This window comes from Leifsonia sp. PARNA 1/14, assembly GCF_055720965.1.
Window position 1 is genome coordinate 381,777 of record NZ_JBVQSP010000001.1, and the last position, 20,042, is coordinate 401,818.

Here is a 20,042-nt window from a genome sequence, read left to right on the forward strand (position 1 = left end):
CTGCACACGAGATCCGCTGGGGAGCGCAGCCTCCCACGGTGTCCGACATCGTCGCGATCGCGGAGGGCGCGCCCGTCGCGCTCACCGAGGACGCGCGGGACCGGATCGCCGCCTCCCGTGCGATCGTCGAGCGCGCGATCGAGGCAGGGGAGGCGGTCTATGGGCTCAATCGCCGGCTCGGCGCCGGCCGCGACGACGCCGTAGCGGCGGGCGAGCTGGCGGCGTTCCAGCGACGTACGATCGCCAACCATCGCGGCGGCGTCGGCGAACCGTTGACCGAGGTGGAGGCGCGCGCGGTCGTCGCGACCCGGCTCGCCGGCTTCACGCGCGGGGGAGCGGGCGTGCGGCCCGAGCTCGCGGACGCGTACGCTGCTCTGCTCAACGCGCGTGTCACGCCGTGGATCCCGGCACGCGGCTCGGTCGGAGCGGCCGACCTGACCGCGCTCGCGGAGGTCGCCGCCGTCGCCATCGGCACGGGGGTCGTGCTGCGGGACGGCGCGGAGGTCCCGGCCACGCAGGCGCTCGCCGACGCCGGCCTCCGACCGATCGAACTCGCGCCGCACGAGGCCCTGGCCGCTCTGAGTGCGAACGCGCTGGGCGTCGGCGTGGGTTCGCTGGCGGCGGTCGCGGCACGGCGGCTCGCGGAGGCGCTCGACCTGGTCGTCGCGTTGTCGCTCGAGGCGGTCGGCGCCGCGGGACCGGCCGGCAACCTCAGCCCGTACTCGTCCGCGGTGGCGGACGCTCGTGGAGGAGCGGGTCAGGCGGCGTCGGCTCAGGCGATCCGTGCCGCGCTCGACGGCAGCGGCCTCCACGCGTCCGACCGGGTCGTGAGTGTGCAAGACCCGCTGGCGTTCCGCACGGCGCCGCAGCTGCACGGCGCGCTCCGCGAGGCGGTCGCCCGGCTGCGCGGCGAGCTGGAGGTCGAACTCGCGGCCCGCTCGGAGAACCCGGTCGTCGACCTCGCCGGCGGCCGGCTCGTCTCGGGAGGCAACTTCGAGGCGCTGCCGCTGGCGCTCGCGCTGGAGAACCTGCGGCTGGCGTTGGCGCATGTGGCCGAGGCGTCGGAGCGCCGCACCGCCGCGCTCTCGCTGGCGCTCGCTCCCGCCCGCCGGGAGGGCCGCACGCGCGTCCCCGGCCTCCTGCTCTATGCGGCCGCCGACGGCGTCGCCGAAGTGCGCCAGCTCGCCGCGCCCGCGACGCTCGGCTCGTCCACCCTGTCGGGCGTGGAGGACCACGCGACGTACGCGCCGCTCGCGCTGCGTCTCCTGCAGCGCTCGCTCGCGCGCACCACCGAGGTCGTGGCCATCGAAGCGCTGCACGCCGCCGACCTGCTCGGCGTGCTGGAGGCCGTGCCGACCGGCGCGGGCACCGGCCGACTCGCGGCAGCCATCGCGGAGGCGTTCGTCGACCCCGTCGACGGCCGCTCCGCCGACGCCCTCGTCGCCGAGACCGCCCGCCTCCTCACCGGCTGACGGAAGTCAGCGAATCTCGGGCCCCGGGGAGCGCTACAGGTCTTTGCGGAAGCCGAGGTACGAGACGCGCTCCCAGTCGCCGTCGAGGTCGAACAACGGCGAGTAGCCGAGCGAGATGTAGAGCGCGACGGCCTCCGGCTGGCGGGCGCCGGTCGTGAGCACGATGGTCTGGATGCCGCGGCGCGCCGCCTCGGCCTCCAGCTCGGCCATCACGCGGCGCGCGAGCCCCTGGCGCCGGTGGCCGGAGTGCGTCCAGACCCGCTTGACCTCGACCGTGGAGTCGTCCTCCCGCATGAACGCTCCGCCCGCGACGGGTGCACCCGACTCGTCGACGAGGAGCAGGAAGGTGCCGCCCTCCTCGGCCGTGAACCGCTCGGCGGGGTAGCGCGAAAGCTCCGCCGACGAGGGGATGCCGTCGTTGAACCCGTACCGCTCGTCGTACTCGCGCGAGAGCTCGTCGACGAGCGGTTCGGCCAGCGGATCGTCGGGGCGCGTGACGACCACGCGGGCCGATTCGGCCAGGCCGGATTGCGGTTGGGTCACGACCCGACCCTAGCGCGGCGTGCCATGCCGCGTGCAATCGAGGTCATCCGACGTCGCAGACGACGGATTCCGCGCAAGGAAAGACGAAATCTCTGCGAAACTTGCAGGAAAACTGGCGTTTCGCGCGCGAATTAGTATGCATGGATTGCATCGGGCCTAGGGTATTCTCCCCTTACCCCTCCTGCACACCTTGCACCAGGAAGAAGGACAACTACCATCATGCGCATCCGATCCGTGGTCCCCGTGGCCGCCCTCGCCGCCGTCGCAGCGCTCGCGCTCTCCGGCTGTGTCGACAACTCCACCCCCTCGTCGAGCGGCTCAGCGTCGAGCGCCGCGTTCGACGTGAAGAAGGACGACACCCTGGCGAATAGCGTGCCCTCCAAGATCAAGTCGGCGGGTCAGCTCACCGTCGGCATGGACGACACATACCCGCCGAACGAGTACAAGGACGACAACGGCAACCCCGTCGGCTGGGAGGTCGACTTCACCAACGCCATCGGCGCGAAGCTCGGCCTCAAGATCAACTACGCGATCGCCAAGTTCGACAACATCATCCCGAGTGTCACCGGTGGCAAGGACGACTTCGGAATGTCGTCCTTCACCGACACGGTCGAGCGCGAGAAGCAGGTCGACTTCGTCAACTACTACAACGCCGGCATCCTGTGGGCGTCTGCCAAGGGCAAGACCGTCGACCCCGACAACGCCTGCGGCATGAAGGTCGCTGTGCAGTCGACGACCTACGAGGACACCGACGAGGTCCCCGCCAAGTCGAAGGCCTGCACCGACGCGGGCAAGCCGGCCGTCCAGGCGCTGCGCTACGACAACCAGGACGACGCGACCAACGCGGTCATCCTGGGCAAGGCCGACGCCCTGAGCGCCGACTCGCCCGTCACGCTGTACGCCATCTCGAAGTCCAACGGCAAGCTCCAGGAGGCCGGCAAGACGTTCGACGTCGCGCCCTACGGCATCCCGGTCGCCAAGGACTCCAAGCTCACCCCGGTGCTGCAGAAGACGATCCAGTCGCTGATCGACGACGGCACCTACAAGAAGATCCTCGACAAGTGGGGTGTGGCCGACGGCATGGTCACCACCGCGGACATCAACGCGGCCTCGAAGGGCTGACCTGATGTCGCAGGGCAACACCGCCGGTCCGGCGACGGGATCCGTCCCGTCGCCGGCCGGCGCCCCGCCGTCCGAGCCGATCAAGGCGGTCAAGCTGCGCCATCCGTGGCGCATCGTCATCGCGATCGTGCTCATCCTGCTGGTCGTCTGGTTCGTCATCGACGCCTCGCAGCGCTCCGCCTACGGCTGGCAGTACGTCGGCAAATACGTCTTCGACAAGCGCATCAGTGCTGCTGCGCTCGTGACCCTCCAGCTGACGATCTACTCGATGGTCATCGGCGTCATCCTCGGCCTGATCCTGGCCGTGATGCGGCTCTCACCGAACCCGGTCGTCAAGTCGGTGGCCTGGCTCTACCTGTGGATCTTCCGCGGCACCCCTGTGTACGTGCAGCTGGTGTTCTGGGGACTGTTCTCGCTGATCTACCCGCACATCTTCCTCGGCGTGCCGTGGACGGACTTCGGCCTGATGCTCGACCTCGGCTTCATGCAGAACGCGTTCATCATCGCGATCATCGGCCTGGCGCTCAACGAGGCCGCGTACATGGCCGAGATCGTGCGCGCCGGCCTGCTCTCGGTCGACGCCGGGCAGGAGGAGGCGGCGACCGCTCTCGGCATGTCGTGGTGGCAGACGATGACCCGCATCGTCATCCCGCAGGCCATGCGCGTGATCATCCCGCCGACGGGCAACGAGGTCATCTCGATGCTGAAGACCACCTCGCTCGTCGCGGCCATTCCGCTGACCACCGACCTCTACGGTGTCGCCCGCGACATCTCCGCGGTCACCTACACGCCGATCCCGCTCCTGATCGTCGCCTCGCTGTGGTACCTGCTGTTCACGTCCATCCTGATGATCGGTCAGTACTTCCTCGAGAAGCGGTTCTCGCGCGGCGTGAACATGCGGCGGCCCGAGAACAAGGAGCCCGCGCTCGCCACGGGCGCGCTGCCCGCGGCCGGCGCACCCGACGGCAACGACCTGGGAGGCAAGGGATGAGCGACGCGCCATCACGCAACTCGACCGCGAAGGCCGCCGTCACGCCGATGGTCCTCGCCGAGGGCGTCTCCAAGAGCTTCGGCTCCAACGAGGTGCTCAAGTCGATCTCGCTGTCGGTGCGGCCGGGGGAGGTGCTCTGCATCATCGGGCCGTCGGGCTCGGGCAAGTCCACCTTCCTGCGCTGCATCAACCACCTGGAGCGCGTGGACGCCGGGCGGCTGTCCGTCGACGGCCAAGTGGTCGGCTACCGCCAGCACGGCGACAAGCTGTACGAGCTGAAGCCCAAGGAGGCCTCCCGCCAGCGGCAGGACATCGGCATGGTGTTCCAGCGGTTCAACCTGTTCCCGCACATGACGGCGCTCGAGAACATCATCGAGGCGCCGATCCGGGTGAAGGGGATCCCGAAGGCGCGAGCGGTCGAGCGCGCCAACGAGCTGCTCGCCCGCGTGGGCCTTGCGGACAAGGGCGACCACTACCCGGCGCAGCTCTCCGGAGGTCAGCAGCAGCGCGTGGCGATCGCGCGTGCGCTCGCGATGGACCCGAAGCTGATGCTGTTCGACGAGCCGACCTCCGCGCTCGACCCCGAGCTGGTCGGCGAGGTGCTCGATGTCATGAAGGGGCTGGCGGCCTCCGGCATGACCATGGTCGTCGTCACGCACGAGATGGGCTTCGCCCGCGAGGTCGCGGACGAGCTGGTCTTCATGGACGGCGGCGTCGTCGTCGAGTCCGGCGACCCGCGCGAGGTGCTCGCGAACCCGCAGCACCAACGCACGCAGGCCTTCTTGTCGAAGGTGCTGTAGGCCAGCCCAGGAGCCACGGAGCGGGCGTCGTCGTCGGTCTGACAGAATCGTCGGATGGACAACGACGCCCGCTCCTCCCGTCCCGTCGTCTTCATCACGGGCGCGAGCCGTGCGAATTCGATCGGCGCGGCGATCGCCCGCAACCAGGCCTCCCTCGGCTGGGACGTCGCGTTCGCCTTCTGGGACGACTACGACGCGTCCATGCCGTGGGGAGCGCAGGAGCGCGCCCACGACGCGTTCGCGGACGAGCTGCGCGTGCTCGGGGCACGCGCTCTGCCGGTGGCCGTCGACCTGTCGCATCCGGACTCGCCGCGCCTGGCCGTCGAGCGCGTGCGCGCCGGTCTCGGGCCGATCCAGGCGCTCGTGGCGAGTCACGCCCATTCGGTCGACAGCGGCCTGCTCGACACGAGCGTGGAGGCGTTCGACACGCATTTCGCGGTGAACACGCGCGGTACCTGGCTGCTCATCAAGGCGTTCGCCGAGCAGTTCGAGCAGCCGTCCGATCCCGGCGGCCCCGCAGTGGGCCGCATCGTCGCGCTGACGAGCGATCACACCGCCCACAACCTCCCGTACGGCGCCAGCAAGGGCGCCCTCGACCGCATCGTCATCGCCGCGGCCGTCGAGCTGGCGCACCTCGGGATCACCGCGAATCTCGTCAACCCCGGCCCGATCGACACCGGGTGGATGACGCCCGAGCTCGCCGAGGCGCTCGCCGCCGAGACCGCGCTGGGCCGCCTCGGCCGCCCGCAGGACACCGCCGATCTGATCGCATTCCTGCTATCGGTGTCCGGCGGCTGGGTGAACGGCCAGCTCCTCCACTCCAACGGAGGCTTCCACCTCCCGGTGTAGCCGACGCGGGGCTCAGCCGCCGAGCACCTTGCGGATGCGCTGGATCGAGACCGTCTCGGCGGTGCCGAGCGACTGCGCGAACAGCGAGACGCGGAACTCCTCCAGCATCCAGCGCGCGTGCACGAGGTTCTCTGCCGTGTACGGCGCCGGCGGGATGCGACCGCCGGCCTCCGTGTAGAGCGCGGTCGCGGTCTCCACCTGGGTCTGCCAGGCGCGGTCGCGGCCCGGGTTCGTCGGCAGCGCCTGCATCCGCTGCGTGATCCCGTTCAAGTAGCGGGGGAGGTGCTTCAGCTGCTCGAGGCCTGTCGCCGACACGAAACCCGGCCCGCCATTCTTATCGACCCAGACCAGGCCGGCCAGCTGCGTCTTCGCGTCGTTCAGCGACGGGAGGTACGCGAGCGAGGTCGAGCCGCCGATCGCCTTCTCCGCCGCCCGCGCTGCTGTGAGGATGCGTGTGACCAGCGCGACCGTCTCGAACATCGAGTCCATGACGACTCCGGACACCCGGTCGCGCACGGCTTCGAACTCCGCCCGCATGAAGAGTTGGCCATCGGGCTTCATCCGGTAGAGCACCGAGTCGACGACGGCGAGCAGACAGTCGTCGAACAGCGCCTTGGTGTTCGGGTACGGGCTGGCCGCGAGCGTCAGCTTCTCGTTGGCGGTGAGGTGCTGCTGCACGTAGGCGACCGGCGACGGGATGCTCGCCAGCAGCAGCCTGCGCACCCCGCCCGGGAGGGCGCGCGCCTGCTCGGCGGGCGTGGACATCAGCCGGATACTGACGCTCGTGCCGTCGTCGACGAGCGCGGGGTACGCCCGGATGGTGTTGGTCGTGCCGTTCGGGCCCTTCTGGGTCGAGTCGAGGTGGCGGGGCAGCTCGTCGAGGTCCCAGGTGGTGAGGCCGGAGCGTTCGATCGCGTCGGGCGTGCGCGCCTCGGCGACGCGCGCGACCGAGTCGCGTGCGCGCGAGCGCAGCCGGTCCTGGAGGGCTGCGAGGTCCTTGCCGCTCGCCAGCGGACGCCCGCGCTCGCCGATCACCTGGAACGTCGGGCGCAGGTGGGCGGGCAGCCGGTCGAGATCGAAGTCCGCGCCCGTCACCCGGGACCCGGTCTGCCGCGAGATGGTCGCCGCCAGGGTGTCGGCGAGGGAGGCCGCGGGCTTGCGGCCGTCGTGGGCCTCCATGCCGGCCGCGCCCGCCAGCTCGCCGAGCAGGCGCTTGGCCCAGTCGGCGGCGGGCACCACCTGGCGGCGGATCGCCTTGGGCAGCGACTTGATCATCGCCGTGACCAGCTCCTGCCGGAGCCCCGGCACCTGCCAGTCGAAGCCGTCGGGAAGAAGCCCGGCGAGCAGCGCCAGCGGCACCTGCACGGTCACGCCGTCGTCCTCGGCCCCCGGCTCGAAGCGATAGCGCAGCGTGAGCCGCTGGTCGCCCTGCCGCCACACGGGCGGGAAGGCCTCCTCGTCGATGCCGGCCGCGTCGTCCTCGAGCAGGGCCTCCGGGGTCATGGTCAGGAGATCGGGGGTCTCGTTCCTGGCTTTCTTCCACCAGCCCTCGAACGACCGCGTCGAGACCACATCGGCCGGGATGCGGGCGTCGTAGAACTCGAACACCGCCTCGTCGTCGTTGAGGATGTCGCGGCGGCGCGTGCGCTCCTCCAGCTCGCGCAGCTCGGCGAGCAGCTTGCGGTTGGCACGGTCGAACGCCTGCCGCGAGTCCCACTCGCCGTCGACGAGCGCGTGCCGGATGAATAGCTCGCGCGAGAGCTCGGCGTCGATGCGCGCGTACTGCACGCGGCGCCGCGGAATGATCGGGACGCCGTACAGCGTCACCCGCTCGTATGCGACGACCGCGCCCTGGTTCTTCTCCCAGTGCGGCTCGCTGTACTGCCGCTTGCAGAGGTCGCCCGCGATCGGCTCGGCCCACGCCGGGTCGATGGTCGCGTTCATCCGGGCGAAGAGCCGGGAGGTCTCCACCAGTTCGGCGGACATGATCGCGTTCGGCTGCTTCTTGGCGAGCGCCGACCCCGGGAAGATCACGAACCGGGTCTGCCGGGCGCCGAGGTACTCGGACAGCCGCTGGCCGCGGGCGGACCCCTTGTTTCCGCTCTCACGGACGTCCTTGAGCCCGATGTGCGACAGCAACCCGGCCAGCAGCGACCGGTGGATGCCGTCGGGGTTGATCGACGGCTCGCCGAGCGTGAGCGCGAGCGGCCGCGCGAGCTGACGAAGCTGCCGGTAGACGTCCTGCCACTCGCGCACCCGCAGGAAGTTGAGGTACTCGGCCTTGCACAACCTCCGGAAAGCGCTGGAGGAGAGCTCCTTCTGCTGCTCCTCCAGATAGTTCCAGAGGTTGAGCAGGGTGAGGAAGTCGCTGGTGGGGTCGACGAAGCGGGCGTGCTTCTCGTCGGCGCTTCCGCGTTTCTCGACGGGCCGCTCGCGCACGTCCTGGATGGTGAGGCCCGCGACGATCGCCATGACCTCCCGTGAGGTGTTGTGCTGTTTCGACTCGACGACCATGCGCGCGAACCGCGGGTCGATCGGCAGCTGGGCGAGCGACCTCCCCACCTTGGTGAGCGTGTTCTCGCCGTTCTTGGTCGTGATTGCGCCGAGCTCCGCGAGCAGGTCGAGCCCGTCTTTGATGCCGCGCGAATCCGGCGGTGTCAGGAACGGGAACGCCGCGATGTCGCCGAGGCCGAGCGAGATCATCTGCAGGATGACCGCCGCCAGGTTGGTGCGCAGGATCTCCGGCTCGGTGAACTCGGGCCGCTTCTCGAAGTCCTCGTGCGAATAGAGCCGGATCGCGATCCCGTCGCTCGTTCGCCCCGACCGGCCGGAGCGCTGGTTGGCGCTGGCCTGCGAGATCGCTTCGATGGGGAGGCGCTGCACCTTGGCGCGCGTCGAGTAACGGCTGATGCGGGCGGTGCCGGCGTCGACCACATACTTGATCCCGGGCACGGTGAGGCTCGTCTCCGCCACGTTGGTGGCGAGCACGACCCGGCGGCGGACGCCCGGCATCGTGGACGGCTGGAAGACGCGGTGCTGCTCGGCCGACGAGAGCCGGCCGTAGAGCGGCAGCACCTCGGTGCCGGGGAGGTTACGGCCGCGGATGGCGTCGGCGGCGTCGCGGATCTCGGTCTCGCCCGAGAGGAACACGAGCACGTCGCCCCTGGCCTCCCGGGCGAGCTCGTCGAGCGCGTCGTTGATGCCCTGGAGGTAGTCGCGGTCGGCGGCGGGAACGGGATCCGGTTCGTCCTCTTCTTCGGCCTCCATCGCCTCGGCGACGAGCGGGCGGTAGCGGACCTCCACCGGGAAGGTACGGCCGGAGACCTCCACGATCGGCGCGGGGGTGCCGTCGGCGGCGGCGAAGTGCGCGGCGAAGCTCTCGGGGTCGATCGTGGCGGAGGTGATGATCAGCTTGAGGTCGGGGCGTTTCGGCAGCAGCTCGCGCAGGTAGCCGAGCAGGAAGTCGATGTTGAGGCTGCGCTCGTGCGCCTCGTCGATGATGATCGTGTCGTACTTGCGAAGCAGCCTGTCGCGGTGGATCTCGTTGAGCAGGATGCCGTCGGTCATCAGCTTGATCCGGGTGGCCTTCGACACCCGGTCGGTGAAGCGCACCTGGTAGCCGACCAGGTCGCCGACGCTCTGACCGAGCTCCTCGGCGATGCGCTCGGCGATCGTGCGGGCCGCGAGCCGCCGCGGCTGGGTGTGCCCGATGCTCTCGCGGCCGAGCTCGAGGCAGATCTTGGGCAGCTGCGTCGTCTTGCCCGAGCCGGTCTCTCCGGCGACGATGACGACCTGGTTGTCGCGGATGGCGCGCGCGATCTCGTCGCGCTTCTGGCTGACGGGCAGCTCGGGAGGGAAGACGATGCGGGGGAGGGCGACCGATGCGGACATGAGCCCTCCAGTCTATCCGTTCGTGGCAGTGCAAAACTCTTGTGCACGCAGAGTACTTTGTGTTACAAAGTTCTCATGAACGAGAACCTGTCCGGAGACGCACGAGAGATGCTCGACCTCATCGATGGTCAGCAGCGTCGCGTCGACCGAGGCCACCGCATCCCCGTCGTCTGGCTCTACACCGTCTGGGCGGTCGCCTGGCTGGTCGGCTTCCTCGCCCTCTACCTGGCCCAGCTCGGCGTCTTGTCGCCGGTCGCGGCCGGCATCCTGTTCGCCGTGCTCATCGTCGCGTCGATCGTCGCCTCGGCGGTGATCGGCTCGCGCATCGGCCGCGGCGTGCGCGGCGAGTCCCAGTTCGCCGGCACCGTCTACGGAGTGTCCTGGTCGGTGTGCTCGATCGCGTTCGCCCTGGTCGGCATCGGGTTGATCGCGCAGGGCATGCCGGGCGAGCTCGCCGGCATCTACTTCCCGAGCGCCTACGCGCTCATGTGCGGCACGCTCTACCTCGCGGGCGCCGCGATCTGGGGCGACCGGCTGCAGCTCGGGTTGGGCGTCGCACTCCTCGTGGTGGGCTCTGTCGCTCCGTTCCTCGGACTCGGTCCGAACCTGCTGCTGATGGCGATCGCCGGCGGTGTCGTCTTCGGTGCCGGCGCGATCGTCACCCTCGGCGGCCTCCGCACCGCGAAGCCGCGCGGGTGACCGGCGTGGACGAACTCGACCCGGTCATCCACGCCGCGGCCCGGCTCAAGATCACGGCGACCCTGGCGACCGTCCCCGACGGCGGCAGCATGTCCTTCCCCCGGCTGCAGGAGCTGCTCGACCTCACGGCCGGCAACCTGGCCACGCACCTCCGCAAGCTCGAGGACGCCGGCTACGTGGAGGTCGAGAAGGCGCACCGCGGGCGGGTCCCCGTCACATATCTGGCCCTCACCACCACCGGCCGCCGTGCGTTCGAGGACTACACGGCGACTCTCCGCACCATCCTCGGCGCCTGATCCCGTCCTCCCGATCACCGAAGGGCACGTCGTTGTCGCTTTTGCCCGCCGAAAGCGACAACAACGTGCCCTTCGAGCGTCAGCGCCGCGCCAACGGGGGCGTTGCGGGGCGGGGCGGCGTGACGTAGGTTTCCCTCAACCCGAACGGGTCCGTCAACGTCGACGAAGGAGCCCCCATGCCCCACGGCTACGCCACCATGTCCGTCGCCAGCATCCTGGCCGAGACCGCCCACCGGATGCCCGACAACGTGGCGTTGATCTTCAATGGCCGCGAGATCGCCTACGGCGAGCTCTGGGACGAGACCCGCAGCTACGCGGGTGCCCTGCGGGACCTCGGCGTGGGGCCCGGCGACAAGGTCGCGCTCATGATCCCGAACGTGCCCGACTTCCCGCGCGCGTACTACGGCGTGCTTGCGCTCGGGGCGGTCGTCGTCCCCATCCATGCCCTGCTCAAGGCCGCCGAGATCGAGTACGTGCTGCGCGACTCCGGCGCCAGGCTCCTGATCTGCGCGGCCCCGCTGCTGGCCGAGGGCGCGAAGGGTGCAGCGCTCGCCGGGATCGACACGCTCTCGGTGCTGGTGCCCGACGACCTGGTCGAGCAGCTGCCGTTCCCGCGGCTGGAGGATCTCGCGGCGGAGGCGGAGCCGATCGTGACGTACGTGCCCCGCCACCCGATCGACACCGCGACGATCCTCTACACGAGCGGTACCACCGGCAAGCCGAAGGGCGCCGAGGGCTGCCATTTCTCGCTCGTCGAGCAGGTGAACGTGCTCCTCAGCGGCACGCTCGACCTCGAGCCGACCGACCGCATCCTCGGCTGCCTCCCGCTCTTCCACACGTTCGGCCAGACCTGCGTCATGAACATGGGCTTCCGCGCGGGCGCCGCGGTCGTGCTGGTGCCGAAGTTCGACCCGGCGACGGCGCTGCAACTGCTCAACGCGCATCAGTGCACCGTCATGACCGGCGTGCCCACGATGTACATCGCGCTGCTGGAGGCCGCCAAGACGAACCCCGAGCGGCCCCCGCTGCGTTACGGCATGAGTGGCGGCGCGGCCATCCCGGTCGCGGTCATCGAGCGCATGAAGGAGGTCTACGGCATCGACGTGCACGAGGGCTACGGCCTCACCGAGACCTCTCCCGTCGCATCGTTCAACCATCGCGGCCGGCCGACGCGCGTCGGCACGGTCGGCCAGCCGATCTGGGGCGTGGACGTCGAGATCGCCGACGCCGAGGTCGACGACGCCATCCGGCTCCTGCCGCGCGGCGAGCTCGGCGAGATCGTCGTGCGCGGCCACAACCTGATGAAGGGCTACCTCAACCTCCCGGAGGCGAACGCCGAGGCGATGGTCGACGGCTGGTTCCGCACCGGCGACCTGGGCACGAAGAGCGACGACGACTACATCACGATCGTCGACCGCAAGAAGGACATGATCGTGCGCAACGGTTACAACGTGTACCCGCGCGAAGTGGAGGAGGTGCTCTCGACGCATCCCGCCGTCGCGCTGGTGGCCGTGTTCGGCGTCGCGCACGAGACGCACGGTCAGGAGATCATGGCGGCGGTGACGCTGATGCCGGGCTCGGAGGCCTCCCCGGACGAACTGGTCGCCTTCGCGCAGGAGCGCGTCGCGGCGTACAAGTTCCCGCGGCGCGTGGAGATCCTGGAGGTGCTGCCGCTCGGCCCGAGCGGCAAGGTGCTCAAGCGGGAGCTCGTGGCACGTTTCGAGGAGCAGGCCCCCGTCGGCTGACGCGCTGCGGAGACGACCAGCGTCACGGAGCGGTGTCGAGTGTTCGCAGCCGGTAGGAGGAGTGCAGGTAGTACGCCGCCAGGAGCGCGTAGGCGATGCACGCGACGGCCGGTACGAAAGCCGACTCCGGCTTGCTCGCGAGCGCACCGACACACGAGATGAACGCGAGGACCGCGAGCACAGCGCCCAACCAGAAGCCGGCGGCGGGCCGCGCGGTGGCGCGCCACCACGGGCGCGGGTCCTCGCGGTTCTCGTCGGCGCCGCGGAACGAGCGCGTGCCGACGAGCACGTAGGCGACGTTGAGCACGGCGACGATCAGCACATCCAGTGCCGCGTTCACGAGCCGGTCGATCACGAAGAAGTTGAGCGCCAGGATCAGGCCGAAGGCGCCCACGATGTAGATGATCTTCCCCGTGATCGACGTGATTCTCACGGTGCGAGCCTAGCCGGGGAACGCCGAAGGGCACGCAAACGCCCTTATTTCACAGTCTGAGGGGCGTTTACGTGCCCTTCGGCACCTGGAGGGTGTCAGTTGACCTCGTCCGGGTGCGCGCTGACGCGGCCCTCGCGCTCCATCGACGAGATCGCGGCGACCTCGTCGGCGGTCAGCTCGAAGTCGAAGACGTCGAAGTTCTCGGCCATGCGCTCGCGGCGGTTCGACTTGGGGAAGACGATGTTGCCGGTCTGGAGGTGCCAGCGGATGACGACCTGGGCCGGCGTCTTGCCGTGCGCGGCCGCGGGGCCCGCGACCTCCGGGGCCTCGAACAGCGGGTACTTGCCCTGGCCGAGCGGACCCCACGCCTCGATCGCGATGCCGTGCTCGCGCGCGAAGGCGGTGACCTCCGGCTGCTGGTGCGCGGGGTGCAGCTCGATCTGGTTGACGGCGGGCACGGCCTCGCTGTTCGCGAGCAGCTTGGTCAGGTGCGGCACCAGGAAGTTCGAGACGCCGATGGCCTTGGCCCGACCGGTCGCGTAGATCTTCTCGAGCGACTTCCAGGCCTCGACGAAGGTGTCCTTCTGCGGGGTCGGCCAGTGGATGAGGTAGAGGTCGACGTAGTCGAGGCCGAGCTTGGCGAGCGACTCGTCGAACGCCGCCTCGGCGTCGGTCTGCCGGTCGTTCCAGAGCTTGGTGGTGATGAACAGCTCGTCGCGGGCGATGCCGGAGGAGGCGAGCGCGGCGCCGACGCCCTCCTCGTTGCCGTAGATCGCGGCCGTGTCGATGTGGCGGTAGCCCACCTCGAGGGCATCGGTGACGATGCGGGTCGTCTCGGCCGGGTCGACCTTGAAGACGCCGAAGCCCAGCTGCGGGATGGTGGTGCCGTTGTTCAGAGTCAGGAGCGGAGTATTTGCGTTTGCAACCATATCGACCAGCTTAGCAAGCACGGCCGTAAGGTGAGCGCATGACGAATCGGCTCGGGGACGCGATCAGCCCGTATCTCCGGGCGCACGCGGAGAACCCTGTCGACTGGTTCGCGTGGGGCCCGGAGGCGTTCGCCGAGGCCCGCCGCCGCGACGTGCCCGTGATGATCTCGATCGGCTACGCGACCTGCCACTGGTGTCACGTGATGGCCAGGGAGAGCTTCAGTGACCCGGCGATCGCCGCACTGCTCGATGAGCGCTTCGTCTCGATCAAGGTGGACCGCGAGGAACACCCCGACGTCGACGCCGCCTACCTGTCGGCGGCGAGCGCCTTCACCGACGGCCTCGGCTGGCCGCTGACCGTCTTCGCCACCTCGGCCGGTCGCGCGTTCTTCGCGGGCACCTACTTCCCGCCGGTGCCGACAGGAGGCCGCGCCTCGTTCCGCCAGATCCTCGATGCGGTCGCCGACGCCTGGGTGAACCGTCGCGACGCAGTGGAGTCCGACGCGGTCCGGGTGGGGGAGGCGCTCGCCGCGGCGGCCGCCCGGGCGACCGCGGCCTCCGACCTGCCCGGCGAGCGCCGGCTCGACGAGGCCGTCGCGAGCCTGGCGGAGACCGAGGACCCGCAGTTCGGCGGCTTCGGCGCCGCGCCGAAGTTCCCGGTCGCCCCGGTGCTCGGCTTCCTGCTCGAGCGGGCGACCGGTCGGGAGCTGGCTCACCGCACACTGCAGCGGATGGCGGAGTCGCCGCTTCGCGACCCGGTCGACGGTGGGTTCTTCCGCTACGCGACCCGGCGCGACTGGAGCGAGCCGCACTACGAGCGCATGCTGTACGACAACGCGCAGCTCCTCGACGCGTACGCGACGGCGTGGGCGCAGACCGGGGAGGACTGGACACAGGAGACCGCCGACGGCGTCGCCGCGTTCCTGCTCGGTGTGCTGCGCCGGCCCGGCGGCGGCTTCGCCTCGGCGCAGGACTCCGAGAGCGAGATCGACGGCGCGCGGGTGGAGGGCGCCTACTACCGCGTGGCGGTCGAGGAGCGCGCACGGCTGCGGCCTCCCGCGCTCGACGAGAAAGTCCTGACCGGGTGGAACGGATACGCCATCGCCGCGCTGGCCCGCGCGGGACGCATTCTCGGGCGCCCTGCGTGGATCGCCGCGGCGGCCGAGGCGGCGCGTTCGGTGCTCGCGACCCACCGGCGCGACGACGGCACGCTCGGCCGCGCCTCGGTCGCCGGGCGGGTCTCCGACGCCGTCGCCACGCTGGAGGACTACGGCGGCCTCGCGTGCGGCCTCCTGGAGGTCGCACTCGCGAGCGGAGACGTGCAGGCCGCGATCGACGCTCGTGACCTCGTCGACCTGTGTCTTGAGGCCGAGCGCGGCGACGACTGCCCGTTCGGCGTGCCGGGCGGCGGCGACGCCGTGCTGGAGTCGACCGGCCTCGCTGTGCGCGTCGACCCGTCGGAGGGCGCGTACCCGTCGGGCCTGACCGCGATGGCGACGGCGGCCCACACGCTGTTCCTGATGACCGCGAGCCGGCGTTACGAGCGCGCGGCCCGGGAGGCCATGCGGCTCGTCGCCGGGCCGGCCGTGAGCGTGCCGAGCGCGTTCGGGGCAGCGCTGGCGCTGATGTCGCGACTGGACGGCGAAGCGCGTCAGCTGGTGGTCGTGCGCTCCGCCGGACGGCCGGACGGCGATGGCGACCCGGAGCGGCTCGTCGCGGCGGCCCGGCGTCACCCGGCCGACCTGGTGTCGATCCTCGACGAGACCCGCGCTCGCGATCTCGCGGAGGCCGGCTTCGAGCTGTTCGAAGGCCGTACTGCGCGCAGCGGCCTTCCGACGGCGTACTTCTGCCGCGACTTCGTCTGCCGGCTGCCGGTCACCTCGCCCGCGGAGCTGGGCTGAGCCGGGCCGGAGCGCTCAGCGCACGACCCGATAGGTCAGGTGCGCGACCTGCGGCGTGACGCGCGACCGCAGCAGCTCCAGCTGCAGCGGAGGCACCCGGTCGAAGACGCGCTCGCCCGCGCCGAGCGTCAGCGGCACGACGTGCAGCCGCAGCTCGTCCACGATGCCGGCCCAGAGCGCCTGGTTGAGCGTCTCCGCGCCACCGGCGATCGCGACGTCGGCCTCACCCGCGACAGCGCGCGCCTGGTCCGTGGCCGAGTGGATGCCGTCGGTGACGAACTCGAAGGTCGTCCCGCCCTCCATGACCATCGGCTCGTGCGGGTAGTGGGTCAGGACGAACACCGGCGCGTGGTACGGCGGATCCTCACCCCACCAGCCGCGCCAGTCGGACAGGTCGCCCCCGGCGGGCCAGTCGCCGCGCACGGGCCCGAACATGTTGCGGCCCATCACGTACGCGCCCGCCGCCGTGATCGCGGCGATCTCCTCGACGTGTTCGTCTGCGTACTCGAACATCCAGGTGTGCAGCCGCTCCACCCCGCGCTCACCCAGCGGGTTCTCGAGCGACTGGTTGGGCCCGGCGGCGAAGCCGTCGAGCGATACGGCGATATCGGCGGTGACGATCCCCATGCCGCCAGGTCTACTACGCGCGCTCGACCTTGTCGAGCATCCCCCAGACGGCTTCGCTCAGTTCGGGATGCTCCAGTGCGATGCGGCGCAGCACGCCGAACTCGAACCGCGTGTACGTGTCGCGCCCTGCCGCGGGGTGGTGAGCCCGCGACTGCTCCTCGGCGAGGTCGAACTCCTCGATCGCTCCCGCGCGCAGCGAGATGACCACCTGCTCGTCGACGCTCGGGAGGTCGGGGATGAAGTGCCAGGGGTCTTCGCCGGCGCGGCACCGGTGCTCGATGATCGCAGCCAACTCGTCGCGCGCCTGCTGGCGCAGCACTTCGATGCTCCTCGGGACCTGCTCGTCCACGTCGACCTCCCTTCCCCTGTGGTGGTCCCGGCCTCGGCGCCGGTACGGTGCGTACAGCCTAGGCGGCGAATGCATGCGCCGCGAATCGGGGTGTAACGCGCGGTCCACGCGGGAACGCGCGGATCGCCGATCGGCGTGTCGACAGAGCACTCGATCGCTCGCCGGCATTGCGACGTAACCGCGACATACCTTCGACATCGCTGATGCGTCGCCGCGGGAGCGTCGTCCCATGCGAAATCGATCCCTCAACCCGACCGCATCGCCTCATTCTCCGTTTGCTTCGGGCACGGCCGCCTCGCACGTCGCTAGTCTCGACGGGCTTCGCGGCCTCGCGATCGTCGGTGTGCTCCTGTTCCACGTCGATTGGTTCTCCGGGGGGTTTCTCGGGGTGGATCTCTTCTTCGCGCTCTCCGGATATCTGATCACCGGCGTCCTGCTGCGGGAGGCGACGTCGACCGGACGAGTCTCGTTGTCGCGCTTCTGGGCGCGACGAGTGCGACGTCTGCTGCCCGCGCTCGCGGTGATGGCGCTGGTGGTCGCGGGGGCGGTGTGGTGGATCGACGACGACGAGCTCATACGCTCGACACGGTCCGACGGTCCATGGGTGGTGGCTAATCTCATGAACTGGCATCTGATCGCCGAGGGTGCGGGCTACTGGGATCGGCTCGGCGTCGATCGCGTGTTCGAGCATCTGTGGAGCATCTCGGTGGAGGAACAGTTCTATTTGCTCTGGCCCGTCGCGATCGTGCTCGTCGCCTTGTCAGTGCGCCGTCCCGAGGGGCGCGCAGTCGTGGCGGCGATCGCCGCGGCGGGCGCCATCGCCTCGCTGATCGCGATGATCCTGCTTGCCGACCCCGTCGACACGTCTCGCGTGTATCAGGGAAGCGACACGCGGTCGTTCTCGTTGCTGCTCGGGGCGCTGGTTGCGACCGAACCCGTGCGGCGAGCTCTCGGGGGGCTTCGTCCCCGGATCAGGGGTGCGGCCGGCGTGCTGCTCGCGGTGGCGCTGGCAGGGATCTGGCTCTACGCGGACGGGACACGGGCGGCATGGCTCTTCTCGGGCGGCCTCTTCGTACACTCGGCGCTGTCGGCGATGTTGGTGGGCGTTCTCGCTGTTGGGGGCCGCACGCCGCTCGCGGCGGTCCTCGAGTGGCGTCCGCTGTTCTGGCTCGGGAAGATCTCCTACAGTCTGTACCTCTGGCACTGGCCTGTGATCGTGCTGCTGCCATTCGTGGTTCCGGGGCTGACCGGGTGGCCGCAGACCGTGCTTGCGCTCGTCGTGGCGTTCGCCCTGGCGTCGTCGTCGTATGCGTTCGTCGAGAATCCGATCCGATTCACTGCGGGTTGGGCCAGAGGCTGGACGGGATGGGCCGCCTTCCTCGGAACTCTGGTGATCCTCCTGTCGGTCTGGGCGCTGCTGCCTGCGCCGTCCGGCGTCGAGATAGACCTTGACAGTCTCTAGCGGCTCGTGCCGAGCACGGGGCACCGCCGTGGTTCGTCAGAATGCGGTGCGGCGATGGTGAAGTGCAGCGAGACGGCGACAGCGGCGGATCCACCGGCCTGGATGTGGCTGGCGAGCGCGGTGCAGACGATTTGATCGATCCCGGTCGGTGTCACCTCTTCGGTTGCGAGAGGGAGCCGGAGGGCGATCGTGTCGGTGCCCGGAAGCTGTTGCACGCTCACCGCCGTCACCGAGTCGATCTGGGTGCGCAGCCCGGATTCACCCGGTCCGGTGAGCAGGAGTGAGACTGCCTCCGCGACGGTACCGAGTCGGGTGGTCTCCCGCAGCTGCGGTTTCAGCGCACCGTCGTCGTCGACGAAGTAGAGCGTGACCCCCGGCGCGACACCGGTGGGGGCGTGCCGCATCGAGACCGGCTCCGAGGGCTGGATGGCGCAGCCCACCAGCGCCACAAGCAGGGCGAGCACGGTGATGACGGAGTACACGATTTTCATCGGAGGTCCGCCTCGACTTCTCGTGTACCGACGTTCGGAAGAGTCACGACGAATCGGGCGCCCCCTTCTGCCGCCCGCAGCGCCACGATATCGCCTCCGTGAAGGCGCGCATTCTCCCGCGCCAGCGCGAGCCCCAGCCCACTGCCCGTTGTCCGAGCGCGGGAGGCATCGCCTTTGTAGAAGCGGTCGAAAACGTGTGGTTGCATCTCTTTCGGTATTCCTGCGCCATGGTCGATGACCTCGATGCTCGCGCCTCGTTCATCGCCGGACACGGTGACGACCACCGGGGGACCGCCATGTCGGAGGGCGTTGCCGACCAAATTCCCGGTGATGACGTCGATGCGCCGTGGATCCAGAGGCATCCGAGGCGAGCCGTGGGCGACGAATCCGACGACCTCGGTGCGCGTCTCGTCCAGCCAACCCCGCGCCCGAAGACTGGAACCGACGGCCTCGACCACATCGACATCGTCGAGCATCAAGGTCGCGGTGCCCGCGTCGAACCGGGACACTTCCATCAGGTCCTCCACGAGCGCGACCAGCCTGCGGGTTTCGGCGATGGCCAGGTCGGCGGACTCCTGCGCCTCGGGACTCGAACGATCCGCGGTGTCGGCGAGCACCTCCGTGACCGCGGTCAAAGTGCTCAATGGCGTGCGCAGTTCGTGGGACACATCGGCTGCGAACCTTCGCGCGTCGGCCTCTACCGCCGCCATGGTCGTAACGGAGCGTTCCACCGCAGCGGCCAGCTCGTTGACGGCGCTCGTCAACTCGGCCATCTCGTCTTTGGCGTCGGTGGGTGAGCGCGCGTCGAGCTCCCCGGCGGCAAGTCGTCGCGCGGTGTCGCGCAGCTCTCGCACGGGCCGCAGCACGCTGCGCGCGAGAAGCAGGGCGAGCGCGATGGCGAGCGGAAGGGACAGCGCAGCCGTGAGCAGGGCGGAGCGGACAAGGACATCGATCTGCTCCTGAACGGCACCGAGATCTTGGGCCTTGAATACTTCGATGCCCGACGGCCGGCGTGATCCATCGGGCGATGTCTGCATCACAGGAGTCCCGATGAGTAGCCATGCGCGATTGCCCGACACGTGACGTTCGATCACGACGGACCGGGACCGCGCTGTCTCAGCCCGCAAACGGGGCGTCAGCAGAGAGCCGATTCGGCCGTCGGCGACCTCGCTGCCGCCGAAGGCCACCGCGCTGTCGTCCCCCGCGACCGATCTCAACGCGGCCAGAGCGTCAGCATCCGGCGGAAAAGTCAGCCGGGGCGCGAAATCCTGAAGGCGCACTGCGAGATCGTCAGCGGCGCGCTGCTCCGTCGTCGCGAGAAGCGCAGCGGACGCGGCCGCAACGCTTGCCGACAACGAGAGGCCTCCGCTGACCAGCGCGACCGCGACGCAGGCGAGCACGTACCGGGGCCGAAGCCCTCGCAGCCAGGGGGCGTTCATACG

The 20,042-nt window shown here is 69.9% G+C and carries 18 protein-coding genes; 10 read left to right on the forward strand and 8 right to left on the reverse strand.

The genetic code is table 11. The features are described from left to right. The first annotated feature begins 38 nt into the window (after positions 1-38). A complete protein-coding gene (locus AC0HS0_RS01930) occupies positions 39-1,472 on the forward strand; it encodes an aromatic amino acid lyase (RefSeq protein WP_472961277.1) in 1,434 nt (477 codons plus the stop codon). Positions 1,473-1,505: 33 nt separating this feature from the next. On the opposite strand, the gene AC0HS0_RS01935 is transcribed toward AC0HS0_RS01930, so the two are convergent. Then, a complete protein-coding gene (locus tag AC0HS0_RS01935; RefSeq protein WP_472961279.1) occupies positions 1,506-2,015 on the reverse strand; it encodes a GNAT family N-acetyltransferase in 510 nt (169 codons plus the stop codon). 219 nt (positions 2,016-2,234) lie between these two features. Between AC0HS0_RS01935 and AC0HS0_RS01940 the strand changes: the two genes are divergently transcribed. From AC0HS0_RS01940 to AC0HS0_RS01955, 4 genes are read left to right on the forward strand one after another with little or no spacing between them, the layout of a single operon-like run. Continuing rightward, entirely contained in the window at positions 2,235-3,137 is a 903-nt protein-coding gene (locus tag AC0HS0_RS01940) for an ABC transporter substrate-binding protein (protein ID WP_472961281.1), read from the forward strand. A 4-nt stretch (positions 3,138-3,141) separates the two neighbouring features. Then, positions 3,142-4,128, forward strand: a complete 987-nt coding sequence (locus AC0HS0_RS01945) for an amino acid ABC transporter permease (protein WP_472961283.1) — start codon at positions 3,142-3,144, stop codon at positions 4,126-4,128. After that, on the forward strand, positions 4,125-4,928 hold the full coding sequence (locus AC0HS0_RS01950) for an amino acid ABC transporter ATP-binding protein (protein ID WP_472961285.1): 804 nt from the start codon (positions 4,125-4,127) through the stop codon (positions 4,926-4,928). The genes AC0HS0_RS01945 and AC0HS0_RS01950 overlap by 4 nt, the downstream gene beginning before the upstream one ends. A gap of 54 nt (positions 4,929-4,982) precedes the next feature. After that, a complete protein-coding gene (locus AC0HS0_RS01955) occupies positions 4,983-5,777 on the forward strand; it encodes an SDR family oxidoreductase (RefSeq protein ID WP_472961287.1) in 795 nt (264 codons plus the stop codon). Positions 5,778-5,789: 12 nt separating this feature from the next. Here AC0HS0_RS01955 and hrpA read toward each other — a convergent pair whose 3' ends face one another. Further along, positions 5,790-9,668 carry an ATP-dependent RNA helicase HrpA gene (gene hrpA / locus AC0HS0_RS01960; RefSeq protein ID WP_472961288.1) on the reverse strand — a complete coding sequence of 1,293 codons (3,879 nt, stop codon included), beginning with the start codon at positions 9,666-9,668 and terminating at the stop codon, positions 5,790-5,792. Positions 9,669-9,743: 75 nt separating this feature from the next. Here hrpA and AC0HS0_RS01965 point away from each other — a divergent pair, with 75 nt between their 5' ends. The 3 genes from AC0HS0_RS01965 (at position 9,744) to AC0HS0_RS01975 (ending at position 12,408) form a co-directional block, all read left to right on the forward strand. Continuing rightward, on the forward strand, positions 9,744-10,367 hold the full coding sequence (locus tag AC0HS0_RS01965) for a hypothetical protein (RefSeq protein ID WP_472961290.1): 624 nt from the start codon (positions 9,744-9,746) through the stop codon (positions 10,365-10,367). A 5-nt stretch (positions 10,368-10,372) separates the two neighbouring features. Then, positions 10,373-10,663 carry a transcriptional regulator gene (locus AC0HS0_RS01970; protein ID WP_472962092.1) on the forward strand — a complete coding sequence of 97 codons (291 nt, stop codon included), beginning with the start codon at positions 10,373-10,375 and terminating at the stop codon, positions 10,661-10,663. 176 nt (positions 10,664-10,839) lie between these two features. Next, on the forward strand, positions 10,840-12,408 hold the full coding sequence (locus tag AC0HS0_RS01975) for a long-chain-fatty-acid--CoA ligase (protein ID WP_472961291.1): 1,569 nt from the start codon (positions 10,840-10,842) through the stop codon (positions 12,406-12,408). 22 nt (positions 12,409-12,430) lie between these two features. On the opposite strand, the gene AC0HS0_RS01980 is transcribed toward AC0HS0_RS01975, so the two are convergent. Both AC0HS0_RS01980 and AC0HS0_RS01985 read right to left on the reverse strand, forming a co-directional pair. Then, positions 12,431-12,841, reverse strand: a complete 411-nt coding sequence (locus tag AC0HS0_RS01980) for a hypothetical protein (RefSeq protein ID WP_472961293.1) — start codon at positions 12,839-12,841, stop codon at positions 12,431-12,433. A 95-nt stretch (positions 12,842-12,936) separates the two neighbouring features. Next, positions 12,937-13,770: an aldo/keto reductase gene (locus tag AC0HS0_RS01985; protein ID WP_472961295.1), complete on the reverse strand. Its 834-nt coding sequence runs from the start codon at positions 13,768-13,770 to the stop codon at positions 12,937-12,939. Between the two features lie 38 nt (positions 13,771-13,808). On the opposite strand from AC0HS0_RS01985, the gene AC0HS0_RS01990 reads away from it, so the two are divergent. Continuing rightward, on the forward strand, positions 13,809-15,671 hold the full coding sequence (locus AC0HS0_RS01990; protein WP_472961296.1) for a thioredoxin domain-containing protein: 1,863 nt from the start codon (positions 13,809-13,811) through the stop codon (positions 15,669-15,671). A gap of 15 nt (positions 15,672-15,686) precedes the next feature. Here AC0HS0_RS01990 and AC0HS0_RS01995 read toward each other — a convergent pair whose 3' ends face one another. Both AC0HS0_RS01995 and AC0HS0_RS02000 read right to left on the reverse strand, forming a co-directional pair. Then, positions 15,687-16,298: a dihydrofolate reductase family protein gene (locus AC0HS0_RS01995; protein ID WP_472961299.1), complete on the reverse strand. Its 612-nt coding sequence runs from the start codon at positions 16,296-16,298 to the stop codon at positions 15,687-15,689. Positions 16,299-16,311: 13 nt separating this feature from the next. After that, positions 16,312-16,647 carry a hypothetical protein gene (locus tag AC0HS0_RS02000; RefSeq protein ID WP_055916664.1) on the reverse strand — a complete coding sequence of 112 codons (336 nt, stop codon included), beginning with the start codon at positions 16,645-16,647 and terminating at the stop codon, positions 16,312-16,314. Between the two features lie 229 nt (positions 16,648-16,876). Here AC0HS0_RS02000 and AC0HS0_RS02005 point away from each other — a divergent pair, with 229 nt between their 5' ends. Beyond that, positions 16,877-18,109 carry an acyltransferase family protein gene (locus AC0HS0_RS02005; RefSeq protein ID WP_472961300.1) on the forward strand — a complete coding sequence of 411 codons (1,233 nt, stop codon included), beginning with the start codon at positions 16,877-16,879 and terminating at the stop codon, positions 18,107-18,109. Here AC0HS0_RS02005 and AC0HS0_RS02010 read toward each other — a convergent pair. Together AC0HS0_RS02010 and AC0HS0_RS02015 are read right to left on the reverse strand one after the other, a co-directional pair. After that, positions 18,106-18,600: a hypothetical protein gene (locus tag AC0HS0_RS02010; RefSeq protein ID WP_472961302.1), complete on the reverse strand. Its 495-nt coding sequence runs from the start codon at positions 18,598-18,600 to the stop codon at positions 18,106-18,108. The genes AC0HS0_RS02005 and AC0HS0_RS02010 overlap by 4 nt on opposite strands. Then, the coding region (locus AC0HS0_RS02015; RefSeq protein ID WP_472961304.1) for an ATP-binding protein at positions 18,597-20,042 on the reverse strand (1,446 nt) is incomplete at its 5' end. The genes AC0HS0_RS02015 and AC0HS0_RS02010, both read right to left, overlap by 4 nt.